The 15,905-nt window shown below is 41.6% G+C and carries 17 protein-coding genes; 7 read left to right on the top strand and 10 right to left on the bottom strand.

Annotated features, from left to right (window positions below; all coding sequences use genetic code 11):
* Positions 1–102: 102 nt before the first annotated feature.
* From VXQ92_RS11525 to gatC, 7 genes are all read right to left on the bottom strand, one after another.
* Positions 103–783: a uracil-DNA glycosylase gene (locus tag VXQ92_RS11525; RefSeq protein ID WP_416681756.1), complete on the bottom strand. Its 681-nt coding sequence runs from the start codon at positions 781–783 to the stop codon at positions 103–105.
* Entirely contained in the window at positions 776–1,921 is a 1,146-nt protein-coding gene (locus VXQ92_RS11520) for a hypothetical protein (protein ID WP_416681755.1), read from the bottom strand. The genes VXQ92_RS11525 and VXQ92_RS11520 overlap by 8 nt, the downstream gene beginning before the upstream one ends.
* Positions 1,911–2,516, bottom strand: coding sequence for a hypothetical protein (locus tag VXQ92_RS11515; RefSeq protein WP_416681753.1), 606 nt, complete (start codon positions 2,514–2,516; stop codon positions 1,911–1,913). The genes VXQ92_RS11520 and VXQ92_RS11515 overlap by 11 nt, the downstream gene beginning before the upstream one ends.
* Positions 2,516–2,920, bottom strand: coding sequence for a hypothetical protein (locus tag VXQ92_RS11510; RefSeq protein WP_416681752.1), 405 nt, complete (start codon positions 2,918–2,920; stop codon positions 2,516–2,518). The genes VXQ92_RS11515 and VXQ92_RS11510 overlap by 1 nt, the downstream gene beginning before the upstream one ends.
* 111 nt (positions 2,921–3,031) lie before the next feature.
* Positions 3,032–4,513, bottom strand: a complete 1,482-nt coding sequence (gatB, locus tag VXQ92_RS11505) for an Asp-tRNA(Asn)/Glu-tRNA(Gln) amidotransferase subunit GatB (RefSeq protein ID WP_416681750.1) — start codon at positions 4,511–4,513, stop codon at positions 3,032–3,034.
* Entirely contained in the window at positions 4,513–5,991 is a 1,479-nt protein-coding gene (gene gatA, locus VXQ92_RS11500; RefSeq protein WP_416681748.1) for an Asp-tRNA(Asn)/Glu-tRNA(Gln) amidotransferase subunit GatA, read from the bottom strand. The genes gatB and gatA overlap by 1 nt, the downstream gene beginning before the upstream one ends.
* Before the next feature lie 52 nt (positions 5,992–6,043).
* Positions 6,044–6,358 carry an Asp-tRNA(Asn)/Glu-tRNA(Gln) amidotransferase subunit GatC gene (gene gatC, locus VXQ92_RS11495; protein WP_064095715.1) on the bottom strand — a complete coding sequence of 105 codons (315 nt, stop codon included), beginning with the start codon at positions 6,356–6,358 and terminating at the stop codon, positions 6,044–6,046.
* A 132-nt stretch (positions 6,359–6,490) separates the two neighbouring features.
* Between gatC and VXQ92_RS11490 the strand changes: the two genes are divergently transcribed.
* From VXQ92_RS11490 to VXQ92_RS11465, 6 genes are all read left to right on the top strand, one after another.
* Positions 6,491–7,537 carry a rod shape-determining protein gene (locus VXQ92_RS11490; protein WP_064095714.1) on the top strand — a complete coding sequence of 349 codons (1,047 nt, stop codon included), beginning with the start codon at positions 6,491–6,493 and terminating at the stop codon, positions 7,535–7,537.
* Positions 7,538–7,553: 16 nt separating this feature from the next.
* Positions 7,554–8,411 (top strand): rod shape-determining protein MreC, encoded by an 858-nt coding sequence (gene mreC / locus VXQ92_RS11485; RefSeq protein ID WP_064101592.1) that lies wholly within the window; start codon positions 7,554–7,556, stop codon positions 8,409–8,411.
* Positions 8,398–8,889, top strand: coding sequence for a rod shape-determining protein MreD (gene mreD / locus VXQ92_RS11480; protein ID WP_064101591.1), 492 nt, complete (start codon positions 8,398–8,400; stop codon positions 8,887–8,889). The genes mreC and mreD overlap by 14 nt, the downstream gene beginning before the upstream one ends.
* Positions 8,877–9,443 carry a Maf-like protein gene (locus tag VXQ92_RS11475; RefSeq protein ID WP_144724652.1) on the top strand — a complete coding sequence of 189 codons (567 nt, stop codon included), beginning with the start codon at positions 8,877–8,879 and terminating at the stop codon, positions 9,441–9,443. The genes mreD and VXQ92_RS11475 overlap by 13 nt, the downstream gene beginning before the upstream one ends.
* 39 nt (positions 9,444–9,482) lie before the next feature.
* Complete coding sequence (gene rng, locus VXQ92_RS11470; protein WP_064095710.1) at positions 9,483–10,937, top strand: ribonuclease G; 1,455 nt, start codon at positions 9,483–9,485, stop codon at positions 10,935–10,937.
* Positions 10,938–11,069: 132 nt separating this feature from the next.
* Positions 11,070–11,243 carry a PA1571 family protein gene (locus VXQ92_RS11465; protein ID WP_005096185.1) on the top strand — a complete coding sequence of 58 codons (174 nt, stop codon included), beginning with the start codon at positions 11,070–11,072 and terminating at the stop codon, positions 11,241–11,243.
* Between the two features lie 208 nt (positions 11,244–11,451).
* Here the strand turns inward: VXQ92_RS11465 and VXQ92_RS11460 are convergent, their stop codons facing one another.
* Together VXQ92_RS11460 and VXQ92_RS11455 are read right to left on the bottom strand one after the other, a co-directional pair.
* Positions 11,452–12,834: a WS/DGAT/MGAT family O-acyltransferase gene (locus VXQ92_RS11460; RefSeq protein ID WP_416681745.1), complete on the bottom strand. Its 1,383-nt coding sequence runs from the start codon at positions 12,832–12,834 to the stop codon at positions 11,452–11,454.
* Positions 12,835–13,006: 172 nt separating this feature from the next.
* Positions 13,007–13,741 carry a phosphoadenylyl-sulfate reductase gene (locus VXQ92_RS11455; RefSeq protein WP_064101588.1) on the bottom strand — a complete coding sequence of 245 codons (735 nt, stop codon included), beginning with the start codon at positions 13,739–13,741 and terminating at the stop codon, positions 13,007–13,009.
* 203 nt (positions 13,742–13,944) lie between these two features.
* Between VXQ92_RS11455 and thrH the strand changes: the two genes are divergently transcribed.
* A complete protein-coding gene (gene thrH, locus VXQ92_RS11450; RefSeq protein WP_004646225.1) occupies positions 13,945–14,562 on the top strand; it encodes a bifunctional phosphoserine phosphatase/homoserine phosphotransferase ThrH in 618 nt (205 codons plus the stop codon).
* A gap of 72 nt (positions 14,563–14,634) precedes the next feature.
* Here the strand turns inward: thrH and VXQ92_RS11445 are convergent, their stop codons facing one another.
* On the bottom strand, positions 14,635–15,816 hold the full coding sequence (locus tag VXQ92_RS11445) for an OmpP1/FadL family transporter (RefSeq protein ID WP_416681743.1): 1,182 nt from the start codon (positions 15,814–15,816) through the stop codon (positions 14,635–14,637).
* Positions 15,817–15,905: the final 89 nt, after the last annotated feature.

Here is a 15,905-nt window from a genome sequence, read left to right as displayed (position 1 = left end):
TTAAAGTAGTTTGATAGTATAATATGTTTTAACTATTTATTAGTTAAAATCTAGTTGTTAATTTCAAAATTACCATCATACTTCTCATGTTTAATTGATTTTTCAATTATTTTTAAATAGTTCTATTTGGTAATATTTATCAATATTATAGATTTCAGCCATTTGCTTCTTGAAAATATTAACTCCACCGTAGCTAGGGTGACGTACAGAAGATATTGGTATATTTTTTATCTTTATTTTTTTTAAAGAATTAGCTGAGTCATTACCGATACAAACAATTCTATTAATATTTAAAGAATCGATTAGAGTTTTGAGTATAGTTAAACCAAAAATTTCTTCTTCTTTATTAAATTTTCTATTAGAAAGAGGATTACCTATATTATATGGGTGATAGGGATAAATATTCCAAAAAATAATATTATTCGAAAGGTTGTTAAAAATTTCCCAAATTGTATTGGCTGAAACTTCAGAAGATAAAACTTTATTGATTGATTCAGTTTTTAAGTCCAGACCTAGCTTGGAGTTCAGATTATTTATATTGATTTCACTGGTAAATGGAATGCCAGTTCTTCGCCCACCTTTATAACCTAAGTCTCGTCCAATCCATAAATCAACAGATTCCAATTTAGAAAAATATTCTAAGTAAGACTCTAGATTTTTTTTTCTTACTGAATTGGATTTAGTAGTATCATAGATTTCACAATAATCTTTATATGGGTTGAAAGCATCAATAAAAGATCGATCAGATAATTCATTAATGAGAGATTTTAATTTATTATTCATTTTCTATTTTCTCAAACTTAATAGTTCTTTGAGCTAAATCTATATTAATAATTCCAACTTTATGTGTTGTTAATTCTCTAAAAACTTTGAAACCTTCATAAATAGCTTTTTTCCATAAGGCAGGGGGACAATTTTCTACTTCATATCCTTTTACAAAAAGTTGAACATTTTTAATTAATTTTGTAGAAATATCCTTAGGATTTTCAAAATAATTGTATTCTTTAGCTTGATTAAAAATCCAAGCAGAAATTCCTTCTTCGACAACTATAGCTCTGCCCGAATCTTCATTTTCATCAAAATCAGGCTTACTTTTTCTTTTTCTTTTTAAAAGTGCTCGGAATACAGGAGACCAATGGAGTATTGCGGTATAGGAAATATGAAATACATCATGGTAACGATAATTATCTTTATCCTTATGGTTATCAGTTAGAGGATCACCAAGAAATACATCTCCATATTTCATGTGAATTCTTCCAGATGAGCGTTGAACAAATTCAATTTTTATTTTTTCTGGAAATCTTTCATCCTCTGGAAAGTAATAATCAAAGCATTTTTCAATTTTTGGATAATCTTGTTTTATTTTATCCCATTCAAAATTATCATTCTTAATTTTTTTAGAATTTGTATTTATTATTTTTTTTAAATCTTTTTGATAAAAAAATAAAACTCTCCAAAATGTTTTAAGAAAAGCAGTGAAATTATCTTCGTTTTTTTCTTTTAGATCTTTCGATTTTTCATTTAAATTAAATAGTAATTGGTTTTTAAAGTTTTGATGATCTACTAATGAGTCTTTTTCTATAATATACGGAAGATATTTAGGTTCAATTTTTTCAAGAAATTCAGGTTTATAAAGTATCTGACTAGTTTTTTGAATAAGGTCTTCTAATTTAAAATTTAACTCACTAATTGCCATAGTAAAATACCAAAGAATATCTCCAAGTTCTTCTTCAATTTCTAATTGAGTTATTTTAGTGATCTCACCTAAAGCTTCCTCTTTAAGTTTACGCTTAGATATTGATAATAGACTACCTATTTCCCCATACAATCCCAACAAAGCATAATCAAAACGATTTTTTTCAATTTTACATGTTTGTTGCACAAGGAATTCATACTCTGTAATAAAGTTATCACCATTCATTTGGATTTCCATAAATTCCTCTAGGTAAACTGTCCCAATATTTATTTATTAATTTAATAAAATCTTTATGAAATCTATTTTTATGATGACGTTTCACTATAATGTTTTTGTCACTCTCAATATTGTTAAATAAATATTCTGGAATAAACGATTTATTTTCTCCGAAATATACATAATTATTACTTATTAATACTTTGTCTACTTTAGTATCATGATCTCTATTACCATTATGCATAATACCGTTTGCAAAAGAATGATGTGAATTAAGTTGATGATATTCAGATGTTTCAGTTTTATAATAAATATTATCTCCATATTGTCGTTTAAGGCTAGAATTTAAAATAGGTTTTTTGCATTGGAATCGGGGATCATTAAAATACTCATTAAATGTTAAAATTTCTGTAACTTCCATAGCATAAATTAATCTATGAGCCCCATTTTTTCTGTACTTTTTACCAGCTAGACCAAAAATTCTATCACCAATTTGGGCGGATTTGCGTGTTCTAGGTTTACAATCAGCAAGTGTGCAATATCCATGAAATGGATTTGGTGCGAAACCAAAATCACGATCTACAATATAGGAAAATGTTTTCATTAGATTTTTTTTCCGGTGCGACAATTCACTCTTGGGATATCTTTTATCTCTATTTCTGAACAATCCGGATGTTGAAAAATATTTTGTGTAGTTTCTTTAATTATCTTAAGAATAAAGACAAGATTATCTTCACACACAAGAGAGTCTAAAAGGTCATGAATTTTTTTAGGTAAGTAGCTTCTATCTGCATTTTTAGACCAAATTCCAATACTCTGTGTGCTTTTTCTCATTTTTAAGAGAATATCTTCCTCAAAATTAGATAGATTTTGATCAATTACAATCAATAAGTTTGTAGTATCTTCATCTAACTTTGCATTGTATTGGTATTCTGAAAATTCCAAATTCAATTCATTTATAATTTTCTTTTTTAATCTAGAGTCAGACTGAGAAAGAATTATGTTCATTGGATTACCTTATTATTTTAAGAAATTATGTACGTATATTATCATATTTATTTAATTATTATCATAAAAAACCCGCTCTAAAGCGGGTTTTTCTTTTAAAGAAAGATAAACTTAATTAATCAATTTCTTCATCAACTCATTCACTTGAGCAGGATTTGCTTTGCCTTTTGCAGCTTTCATCACTTGACCGACAAGACCGTTGAACGCTTTCTCTTTACCAGATTTATATTCTTCAACCATCTTCTCATTGGTAGCAAGAACTTCTTTAATAATCGCTTCGATTGCGCCTGTATCAGTTTCCTGTTTCAAGCCTTTTTCCGCAATAATTTCGTCCGCAGATTTGCCTTCGTCCCACATAAAGCCGAATACTTGTTTCGCAATCTTACCGTTAATCGTATTATCCACAATACGCGCGATCATACCGCCAAGTTTTTCCGCAGATACAGGAGAGTCCGCCAAATCTAAGCCTGCTTTATTTAAAGCACCAGAGAATTCGCCCATTACCCAGTTTGCCGCAATCTTACCTTGTGCAGCACCGCCAGCAGCTTTAACAACCTCTTCATAAAACTCTGACATTTCACGAGTCAATGTAAGAACGTGAGCATCGTACTCAGTCACACCAAAGCCCGCCACAAAACGCGCACGACGTGCAGCAGGCAACTCAGGCATGGTCGCTTTAATTGCTTCGATTTGCTCATCAGCAATTACCACAGGCAACAAGTCTGGGTCGGGGAAGTAGCGGTAATCGTTGGCTTCTTCTTTAGAACGCATTGAACGGGTTTCCATCTTCACAGGATCGAATAAACGTGTTTCCTGATCAATGGTGCCATCCCAGTCCAGAATTTCCATTTGACGTTCAATTTCAACATTGATCGCCTGTTCAATGAAACGGAATGAGTTGAGGTTTTTCAATTCACAACGTGTACCAAACGGTTGACCCGGACGACGTAAAGACACGTTACAGTCACAGCGGAACGAACCCTCCGCCATGTTACCGTCGGAAATGCCTAACCAGCGCACTAGCGTGTGAATCGCTTTAATGTATGCAACCGCTTCTTCAACTGAACGCATATCCGGTTCAGAGACGATTTCAAGCAGCGGCGTACCGGCACGGTTTAAGTCGATACCAGACATACCTTCAAACTGGTCATGGATCGATTTACCAGCATCTTCCTCAAGGTGCGCACGGGTTACACCAATGCGCTTCACTGTGCCATCTTCAAGCTGGATGTCGATATGACCCAAGCCCACAATCGGGTTGTCCATTTGGCTAATTTGGTAGCCTTTAGGCGAGTCAGGGTAGAAATAGTTTTTACGTGCAAATACAGAGGCTTGGTCGATATACGCATCGATGCCCAAACCAAAGCGAATCGCAAGATCAACCACTTCTTTATTTAATACAGGAAGCACGCCCGGCATGGCCAAATCAACTAGGCTGGCTTGGGTGTTTGGATCATTACCGAAAACAGTCGATGAACCTGAGAAAATTTTGGTATTGGTGGCAAGCTGAGTGTGAATCTCGATACCAATAACGACTTCCCAACCATCAATCAGGTTGGATTTTGGTTTAGCCGATTTTTGAGCTTGAGCCATTATGCGTTCTCCTCAGCAATTGCAGCGCGTTTTGTATGCCAATCTGTTGCTTGCTGATACTGGTGTACCACAGACAACAATTGAGATTCTGACCAGTAATTCCCAATCAGCTGTAAACCAACTGGCAAGTTGTTCTGGTCAAAACCGACAGGCGCGTTAATCGCAGGAAGACCTGCCAGGTTTACCGCAAGCGTATAAATATCGCCCAGGTACATTTCAACTGGCGTTAAATCCGCACCAATTTTATAGGCAGTCGTTGGCGCAGAAGGTGCTGCGATGACATCAACAGATTCAAATGCTTTGAGGAAATCTTGCTGGATCAGGCGGCGTACTTTCTGTGCTTTTACATAGTAAGCATCGTAATAACCTGCAGACAGGGCATACGTACCAATCAGGATACGGCGTTGCACTTCTGCACCAAATCCTTCTGAACGTGAACGCTTGTACAGGTCCATCAGGTCCACCGGGTTTTCTGCACGGTAGCCATAACGCACGCCGTCATAACGTGACAGATTCGAAGAGGCTTCAGCAGGCGCGATCAGATAGTAAGTCGGCACATAGCTTTCTGTCATATCGAGATCAATCTCAACCAGAATTGCGCCCATGTCTTCCAGTTTTTTTAAGGATTCTTCAACCCGTGCTTTTACGTCTGCATCCAGACCTTCCACATTGAAGTATTGCTTTGGAATACCGATGCGCAAACCTTTTACAGATGTAGCATTCAGATTTGCCACATAGTCATCAACGTCTTTGTCCATTGAGGTTGAATCTTTGGCATCATGACCTGCCATTACGTTCATCAGGTAAGCACAGTCTTCTGCCGAACGCGCCATCGGACCGCCTTGATCCAGTGATGATGCATAAGCAATCATACCGAAACGCGATACACGGCCATAGGTCGGTTTAAGGCCGGTGAGGCCACAGAATGACGCAGGTTGGCGAATAGAACCACCAGTATCAGTACCAGTTGCAAATGGTGCTAAATCCGCTGCCACAGCTGCTGCAGAGCCACCAGAAGAACCGCCAGGGACATGACCCAAGTTCCAAGGGTTAGCCGTTGCGCCGTAATATGAGTTCTCAGAGGTCGAACCCATCGCGAATTCGTCCATGTTCACTTTACCTAAAGTGACCAGGCCCGCAGCTTTGCCTTTCGCTACTACGGTTGCATCGTAAGGAGAGATAAAATTGTCCAGCATTTTAGAACCGGCAGTGGTCTTGATGCCCTGGGTACAGAAAATGTCTTTGTGGGCAACTGGCACACCAGTCAGGGCAGAGGCATTGCCAGCTTTGATTGCAGCATCGGCAGCATCAGCTTCAGCCAACGCCTGTTCAGCAGTTACTGTCACATAAGCCTTGACCTGTGCATCAATTTTTGCAATGCGCTTTAAGTAGTGTTCAGTCAATTCGCGAGATGAAAACTGGGCATTTGCCAGACCTTCACTAAGTTCACGAATGGATAAGCGGTGTAAATCTGTCATGAGAAATAATTCTTTACGTTTAATTTAATAAAAAGAATGAACTGGGTAGTAATTACTCAATCACGCGCGGTACGAGGTACAAGCCATCCTGAACAGCTGGTGCAACTGCTTGGTATTGTTCACGATGATTGGTTTCGGTAACCACATCATCACGTAGCGGCTGAGGGTGGTCGAAAGGGCTTTTCAGGGGTTCAACACCATCGGTATTGATGCCTTTCAGGGTTTCCATCATGCCTAAAATTTTATTTAAACTTTGAGCATATTCAGCAGATTGCGTATCATTGAGAGATAACCGTGCAAGGTTGGCAATAGCTGAAACTGTTTCTGCACTTAAATCTGCAGAATGCTGTGCATCCGATGTAGACATAATATTACCTAATCAGTATTAAAAAAATTCAAATTATCATGCGTTATGATAAGCGATTGACTTGTCCAAATCATCACATTTAGTTAAAGTGGCCACCTTGCGTCCATATAAAGTTTAACTGAGAACGTCCCCGTGATTCTAAAACGACTAATAGGCTTGTTTTCGCCCGATCTTGCCATTGATTTAGGTACAGCAAATACACTTATTTATGCGCCAGGACGAGGCATTATATTAAATGAACCGACGGTTGTAGCCATCCGTCATAGTGGTTCACATAAAATTGTTGCGGCAGTCGGTCTTGAAGCGAAGCAAATGCTAGGTCGTACCCCAGCCAATATCTCAGCGATCCGTCCGATGAAAGACGGTGTGATTGCGGATTTTGAAGTCACTGAGACCATGCTGAATCAGTTCATTCGCAAAGTACATGAAAACCGTTTATTTACTCCGGCACCGCGTGTCGTGGTCTGTGTGCCATGTAAATCGACCCTGGTTGAGCGCCGTGCCATTCGTGAAGCCGTGTTTAATGCGGGCGCACGTGATGTGCGTTTAATCGAAGAGCCAATGGCAGCAGCGATTGGTGCAGGGATGCCAGTCGAGCAGGCTTGTGGTTCGATGGTGGTTGATGTGGGCGGTGGTACCACTGAAATTGCAATTATCTCGCTGCAGGGTTGTGTTTATGCCGATTCTTTACGTATTGGCGGTGATGTATTTGATGAGCAGATCATTAACTATGTGCGTAAAGCGCATGGCTGTGTGATCGGCGAAACCACGGCTGAAGTGATCAAAAAAGAAGTGGGTATGGCGTTGCCAGATGAAGGCGCTAAACCGCTTGAAATTGAAGTTCGTGGCCGTAACCTCGCAGAAGGTGTGCCTCGCGCAATCGTGGTTAATTCTGACGAAGTTACCCAAGCCATTTCTGATCCATTGCAAAATATCGTTGCTGCGGTGAAATCGGCACTAGAACACACGCCTCCTGAGCTTTCTTCGGACATTGCCGAACGCGGTATCGTGTTAACCGGTGGTGGTGCATTGCTGCGTAACCTGGACAAGCTGCTGGCTAAAGAAACCGGTTTGCCTGTTGTGGTTGCAGAAGATCCACTGTCTTGTGTGACACGCGGTGGCGGCAAGGTCCTCGAATTTTTCGACAACCCAAATCATGACATGTTATTCGTAGGCTAAGAAAAGGATCCGGCGGGTGCAAGCACATCTGTTTTCTCGACAACCGCCATCTTTTCGCTCTTTTATCATTGCATTGGTGACATGCCTGGTGGTGCTTTTCTTTGATTGGCGCATGCCACATGTTGTTCAACCTGCAAGGGATGTCTTGTACGCTGCTTATAATCCTATTTATGCGGTGGCCAGTTATCCGGTATTGTCGCGAGAGTGGTTAAATCAACAAACCAAGTCTGAAGCTCAGTTGCGCCGGGAAAATACCGCGATGCAGGCCGAGCTGTTACAGGCACAGGTACGCTTACAAAAAATCTCTGAACTTTCTGCCGAAAATACCCGTTTGCGCGGTCTATTGGACACACCGCTAATCATTGATGGACGTATCGAAATTGCGGAAGTGATTGGCACCGATGCCGATCCATTGCGGCATATTATCGTGATCAACCGGGGTGCTAAAAGCCAGCTAAAAGTCGGGCAAACGGTACTGGACGACAAGGGTATCATGGGACAGATTATCAATGTCTATCCGCATAGTAGCCGGGTCATGCTGCTGTCTGATAAAGAGCATTCACTGTCAGTGCGTCTGGAACGTACGGGCATGCGTGCCATTGTCTCGGGCACAGGTGATCTGGGACGTTTGAAAATGGAATATGTGCCGACCAGTGCCAATATCAAGGTCGGTGAAAAAGTCTATAGTTCGGGCTTGGGACAACATTTTCCGGCAGGTTATCTGGTGGGGCAGGTGTCTAAAGTACAACGGCATAATTCCGGAGAGTTTGCCCAGATTGATGTCACACCTGCCGCCCAGCTGGCCGGTGGACATCACGTGGTGGTGTTATTTTCCGATTCATTAGCGATGGAGCAACCGCATGTCAATCGCTAGGATGAAGTCTAGAAAGCATCGTGATCCTTTAATGGCTATTGTCATTTCGGTGATTGTAGCTTCCATTTTAATGGTCTATCCACTTTCCTATAATCTCTCGGGCTGGCGTCCGCTGTTCATGCTGATGATCATGCTATTCTGGGTGCTGTGCCAGCCAACCTGGTGCGGAATCTGGTTTGCCTTCGGCACCGGTATTTTTATGGATTTGCTGCTAGATGCCCCCTTGGGTCTGAATGCACTCAGCTTTATCATTATCGCCTTTTTAGCCCGTTTTCTGACCCGCGAACGCCGTATCCTGACCTTCAATAATCTCTGGGTGATTATGGGGCTGGCGATTGTGGCGTATTTGCTGATAATCTTTTTTGCCCAGATTATGGCCGGGATGCAATTTTCTTTTGCACGGCACTGGATTCCGATGCTCACCAGTATTCTGGTCTGGCCAGTAATTTATTATATGCTGAAAAAATGGCGCATATAGTTCTAGCTTCCAGCTCACCACGACGTCGCGAGTTGTTACAGCAACTCGGGCTACAATTTGATATTTATAGTCCAGAAATTGACGAATCGGTACAAGAGGGCGAGACAGTCGCTGCTTATGTCGAGCGTCTGGCACGAGCCAAAGCGGATGCCGTGGCCGAACGCTATCCGGATGCCATCATTATTGCTGCGGATACCAGTTTAGGGGTCGATCAGGAGATTCTGGGCAAACCTGAATCTAAAGAACATGCGATTGAAATATGGACAAAAATCTCTGGTCGATGGCATGATGTGTATAGTGGCGTCTGTGTTCGTACAAAGTGTGAAAAATACAGTATAGTGGTGCGTACACAGGTCGAATTTCAAATCCTGAGCGCTGCAGATATGGAAAGTTACTGGGCGACAGGTGAGCCTTTGGGTAAAGCCGGGGCTTATGCAATTCAAGGAATTGCTGCACGTTATATTCCAAAAATACAGGGCAGTTATTCCAATGTGGTGGGCTTGCCCTTATATGAAACAGTACAGTTATTACAGACGGTTAAGGCACTAAATTAACTGCTGAAAAAGAATTCTTATAATGTTTTGAGTGTATTTATGTCTGACGAGTTGTTGATTAACGTCACACCGATGGAATGTCGGGTCGCGTTAATTGAAAACGGCACGGTCAATGAACTGTTTGTCGAGCGTACCGCCAAGCGTGGCCTGGTAGGAAATGTCTATAAAGGAAAAGTGGTGCGGGTTTTACCCGGGATGCAGGCCGCTTTCGTAGATATCGGACTCTCGCGTACTGCATTTTTGCATATCAATGATATGGTCTGGCCACGCAATCAGCCAACCCCGAATGTTTTTGAGCTACTGCAACCGGGACAGACCCTCACTGTTCAGGTCATGAAGGATATGCTCGGTACCAAAGGCGCACGCCTGTCTACTGACCTGTCTATTCCTTCACGCTATTTGGTCTTGATGCCATATGGCAATCATATTGGGGTATCGCAACGGATTGAATCCGAAGAAGAGCGTAATCGTTTGCGTTCTATCATTGAGCGGATTCAGGTGGAGCACAAGCTGCCGGGCTCAGTGATTGTGCGTACTGCGGCAGAAGGGATTGAAGAAGAAGCCATCGCGCAGGATATGGCTTATCTGGCCAAACTCTGGGAATACATCCAGCGCAAGCAAAAGATTATTGCGGTACCTTCTTTAATTTTTGAAGAATTGCCTTTGCCGCAACGCGTCATTCGGGATCTGGCCAATGAAGAAACGGCCAAAATTTATGTAGATTCACGAGAGATTCATGCCAAGTTGCAGGAATTTGTCGAAGAATTCGTTCCGAACATGAAAGACCGTTTGCTGCATTATCCGGGGGAACGGCCGATTTTCGACCTGTATAATGTTGAAGAAGATCTGCAGAAGGCATTGCAAACCCGGGTTGCACTCAAGTCTGGTGGCTATTTAATGATTGACCAGACCGAAGCCATGGCTACGATTGATGTCAATACCGGCTCTTATGTTGGTGGCCGTTCGCTGGAAGACACCGTCTTTAAAACCAATATGGAAGCAACGCAGGTTATCGCACGTCAGTTACGTTTGCGTAATCTCGGTGGCATTATCATCATTGATTTTATTGACATGCAGGAAGCGCAGCATCGTGAAGAAGTGATGAAACAGTTTGAACGTATGCTGGAACGTGACCATGCCAAAACCAAGATTACTCAGGTGTCAGAACTGGGCCTGGTGGAAATGACCCGGAAACGGACCCGTGAATCGCTGGAGCATCTGCTGTGTGAGTCTTGTCCGACTTGTCAGGGGAGGGGGTATGTCAAAACAGCCGAGTCAGTATGTTACGAAATATTCAGGGAAATTCTACGCTATGCCCGTGCTTATGAGTCACAGAGTGGCTTTACTGTTGTCGCGCATCCAGCTGTTATTGATCGCTTGTTAACAGTGGAAGCGCCGGCTGTCGCTGATCTGGAGCATTTTATTAATCGCGTGATTAAGTTCCAGGTGGAAAATCTCTATACGCAAGAGCAATACGATATCATTCTCAGCTGAAATTGTAACAGAATATCGTTAAACACTTGTTACATCTGAAATTTTACAACGGGGTCTTTATTTACAATACTAGATGTATGAATTAGCCAAAGCCGTTTCTCCCAGTTTCAGGCTTAGCAAAAGGAGTGTGTGATGAATATGAGTAAAGCAGTAATCAATAAAGGCCTAAAACACGTATTAGAACCAAAGACTGTACATGCAGGCTATATCGTAGATGAACGCGGTAATGAAGTTCAGATTACCGCGAGTATGATTCGTAATGCCTGTCATCAATTACTGCAACAGTGCCGTACCATTAAAAGCTGATGACCTTGGTTTCGGGTTTCTAAGCGGGCAAAAATCATTTGAAGAGATTTTCTTCTACCTAGGAAAATCCTCAAAAAATTCTAAAAAAATCAAAAAGATTTAAAAAATAAAGAAAAGGGACCAATCTGGTCCCTTTATTCTTTGGCAAGGACTGGCAAAAATTATCATTCCCTTTGTCAGCCTGGCTATTTTATTTATTCATCTGCGGTTAGCTCACCGCCTGTAACTTTGGGGCGGGTTCGCCCTGTATAATGAATTCAAATCGCTGAATTTCTTCTTCAAGATGCGTTAGCAAATTCTGCATTTTCGGCAAGGCATTCCGACATGCGGTCAAGCCGACTTCCAGTTTGTCTAAATAGCTGGTCATGGTGATATTGAGTGCCTGACCATCGAGCACAATGGAGGCAGGATACAGCGCTTCAAGGCGCGCACCATTCCAGTAAAGTGGTTCTTGTGGTCCTGGCACATTGGAAATAATCACGTTAAAAGCCTGACGTGTCGGCATTAAACCGGATGCAATATTTAGACCTGCTGCACCATAAACAAAGGCACTATAGTTTAGAATCTGATTGGCATTCATACGTTTAAAGCGTTCTTTGGCACTGAGTACACTGCGACGTACGATCTTGAGCCGTTCCAGCGGGTCTTCTTCATGGGTACCAAGATTGGCCAGAATCATGGTAATACGGTTGGATATATCGGAATCATCACTGCGCAGCGAAGCCGGAACCATAGCAATTAAAGGTTTTTTCGGCAGGGCATCTTGTGATAATAAATATTCACGTAATGCACCAGAGCAAATGGCGAGGACGATGTCATTAATGGTCACGCCTAATGTCTTGGAAATATGGCGTAAACGTGAAAACTCAAAAGACTGGGCGGCAAAACGACGAGAAGCACTGACGCGTTGATTCAGAATACAGCTTGGCGCCTGAAAGCTGGACACATAATCTGGATTACGCCCCATATCTTTCATGACGGTTTGCGACAGCTCATAAGCGACTCGCGGCACGCATTCCAGTTGTCCTTTAATGGCTTGCAAGACATTTTTAAAGCCACTCACTTTGGGTGCTTTCAAGCGTTTGGCACGTGGCCCCTCTACACACCACGGCGGTACAATACTCTTGGCATGGGGGTCAAATGAAAGTGATTTTTCTACCAGACGCATGCCGGCAATTCCATCCACCATGGCATGATGGATCTTGAAATACATGGCAAAACGGTTACCTTCAATACCTTCAATGATATGGCAGGTCCATAAAGGTTTGGCGCGATCAATCAAGGCACTATGCTCTTGTGAGATATAGGTGAGCAGTTCACGGATACGGCCCGGTTTTGGTAGCGCAATATGACGAAAATGATGGTCTAAATCAAACTCTTGGTCTTCATCCCAAAATAATCCGTTTAAATAGTTGTTAAAAGGTGGAATAGGGGTAGATTTTGAATTTTGAATATCCCTCACCAGATTCTGAATAAAAGAAGTGGGTGCATTATCGGGAATCTGGAATAAAAATAGCCCACCTACATGCATAGGCTGCTGTCGTTTTTCTAAAGTCAAGAAAATAAGATCAATCGGGTGTAATGGACGCATAGCGTAAATTGCCTCACTGCAGTTTCTTCAGCTGCTCTGATCCGAACAACCTTGTTAGAATTATTAATATAGACATTACAAAGTATAGCGGTTTTGTCGTGGAAAGGTACTGATTTTTCTGTAGATGTTTCGTTTACAAAAAAACCACCGATGAGTCGGTGGTTATGCTAGATCACTTTTTCAAGTTGCCGGCATGCAGCCCGCATTCTTTGTGGGTGGCCTCTTCCCACCACCAGCGACCTTCACGTTCATGCTGATTTGGCAGGACAGGGCGGGTACAGGGTTCACAGCCAATTGAAACGAAACCTTTTTCATGCAGGGCATTATAAGGCACTTCCATCATGCGGATATAACTCCAGACATCAGCACTGGACCAGTTTGCCAGAGGATTGTATTTGATTAGCTGCTTTCCGGGACCGGAAAAACCTGGATCTGCCTGAACTACAGGAATTTCATTGCGTGTTCCCGGACTTTGGTCCTTACGCTGACCGGTAATCCATCCATCCAGCGTGGCCAGCTTTTTACGTAATGGCTGCACCTTGCGGATTCCACAACATTCCTGGTGGCCATCCCGGTAAAAACTGAACAGGCCTTTTTCAGTAGTCAGTTGCTGGATAGCCTCAGTTTCCGGGAAACAGATCTCAATATCAATATTATAATGCTGACGAACCTTTTCAATAAACTGATAGGTTTCTGCATGTAAACGGCCAGTATCCAGACTGAATACCCGGAACGGTTTCCCCAGATGAGAGGCCATATCAATCAATACCACATCTTCGGCACCAGAAAATGAAATCGCGATTTCACCTTGCTGGCTCAGGGCAAGTGCCAAAATTTCATTAGGTGATTTGTCTGCATATTCGGAAGCAAGTGCATCGATACGATCAATAGTAGGAATAATGGTCATGAGAGTCCTGGCGATATAGGCTTGGAAAAGACATGGCCTATATAAATTAATTTCACCTTTATTTTAATAGAATTGATTAACCAGACTTATCACTAAAAAATAAATAGTTATGAAAAAAATAGATTTAAAAAAGTACGGTGCAAAATCTGTTTCTTCAGCTATCATAATGCAAATTTTTTCAATACAACTCAGAGGGGATGTTCATGGAAGTCGTATGTCTAGATTTAGAAGGCGTGTTGGTTCCAGAAATCTGGATTAACTTTGCAAAAAAAACCGGTATTAAAGAGCTTGAAGCGACGACTCGTGACATTCCTGACTATGATGTACTGATGACTCAACGTCTGAATATTTTAAAACAGCACGGTTTAGGCTTGAACGATATTCAGGAAGTGATTGCAGAAATGGGTCCTTTTCCAGGAGCAAAAGAATTTGTGAAATGGGTGAGCACACATTTTCAATTGATTATTCTTTCAGATACCTTCTATGAATTTGCACATCCACTGATGAAACAACTGGATTGGCCAACTATTTTCTGCCATAAACTGGAAACAGATGAAGCAGGAATGATCTCTGCTTATAAACTTCGTCAGCCGGACCAAAAACGTCAAGCCGTAAAAGCATTACATGGCTTGAACTTCCGTGTGATTGCAGCAGGAGATTCTTATAACGATACCACGATGCTAGGTGAAGCAGATCATGGTTTCTTATTTGACGCACCTGAAAACGTTATTGCCGAATTTCCGCAATTCCCGCCAATTCGTGGTTATGATGCCTTGAAAGAAGCGATTCGTAATGCATCTGTCCGTGATATTCCAGCTTAAGACTTAAGATTTTAAGTTAACCGAAATAAAGAAAAAGCGCTTATAGCGCTCTTTCTTTATCGAATCCAGTAATTAAAAGCGATAGCCGATCTTCATGCCATAACCTAGAGCATGGTTATCTTCAAATTCACCTACTACATTGCCTCCAGTTTGTGCGTGTGCATCACCAAGCCAGAAATACTTCACACCGGCTTGAATGAAATAGTTTTCAGCAGGGCTATACTGACCACCCACGCCTACACTCCAGTAACCTTCAGTTGGTCCAAGTGTAGTGACCGGGTTGCCGGCACCAGAATCATAGCCAACAGCAGCAGTACCTGACCATTTATTGTTGAATTTATGACCTAAACCAACAGTTGCTGACCACTGGTCATCTGAGTAGTCAATTAGATTCTGACGCGTGCCATTAGGGTTCTTGATAATTGAGATATCCCCTAATAGTGTTGGTTTAACTGCAAATTCACTCCAATGTACCCAGCGCATATTAACAAAGGCTAAAGTATTTTGAGCTATCCCTGTCTGTAAGTCGATATTTACAGATTGAGGAGTAGTTGCATTTACTGCATCTGTACGATGAGATTCAATACCATTTGGGAGATGCGGTAACATTCCGCTTGGCACTGTGATTTTTGATGATTGTATAGCAGTTGCATTGTGGCTAATTTCAGAGCGATAAGCCACAGAAGCTTTTAATGCGATTTCAGGAATTTGATAGGCAAAACCAGCGAGCCAACCCCATGCTTCTTTTTGTTCGACTTTGATGTTGTAGCCTGTATTGCCATATGCAGCACCACGTAAATGGATATCTGCTTCTACGGTTTGCCAGACTGGACCAGCAAAAAAGTTCCAGTTTTTATTAGGTTGGTAGCCGATCAATGCTGTTAAGTTATTTGTATCTACCTCTACAGAAGTACCTTCAACTCCATCTGTGAAAACGCTTGCAGCTGTTGAGTAGATGGCATCTGCACCATAAGGCTGATCATATAGGAGACCGACAGATATTTGATCTGTTGCTTGGACTTTGATTGCTGCAGATGGAAAATAATAATCTTCACCCATGTCATCGACATTATTTTTTAATACATCCTTACCTTTTACCGTTGGATCTAAAACAGAAATACCTGCTTCTGCATAATTACCAGGTTGTAAAAAAGCATGAATTGACTGACCAGAACGATCTAGGCCAGCTGCTTGAACTGCTGAGAGGGAGAAAGTGCTAAGTAAAATAGCTGAAGAAATTTTAGTGAGCTTCATGGTACGGTCCCTGATGCCATCTGTAACAAAAATGTGCAGGAAAAGTAACATAAATTTAAAAAGAGTAAATACTCAGGTTCGCATGAGAA

Source organism: Acinetobacter sp. 228 (assembly GCF_048147885.1).
This window is presented reverse-complemented; position numbering and strand designations above follow the sequence as displayed.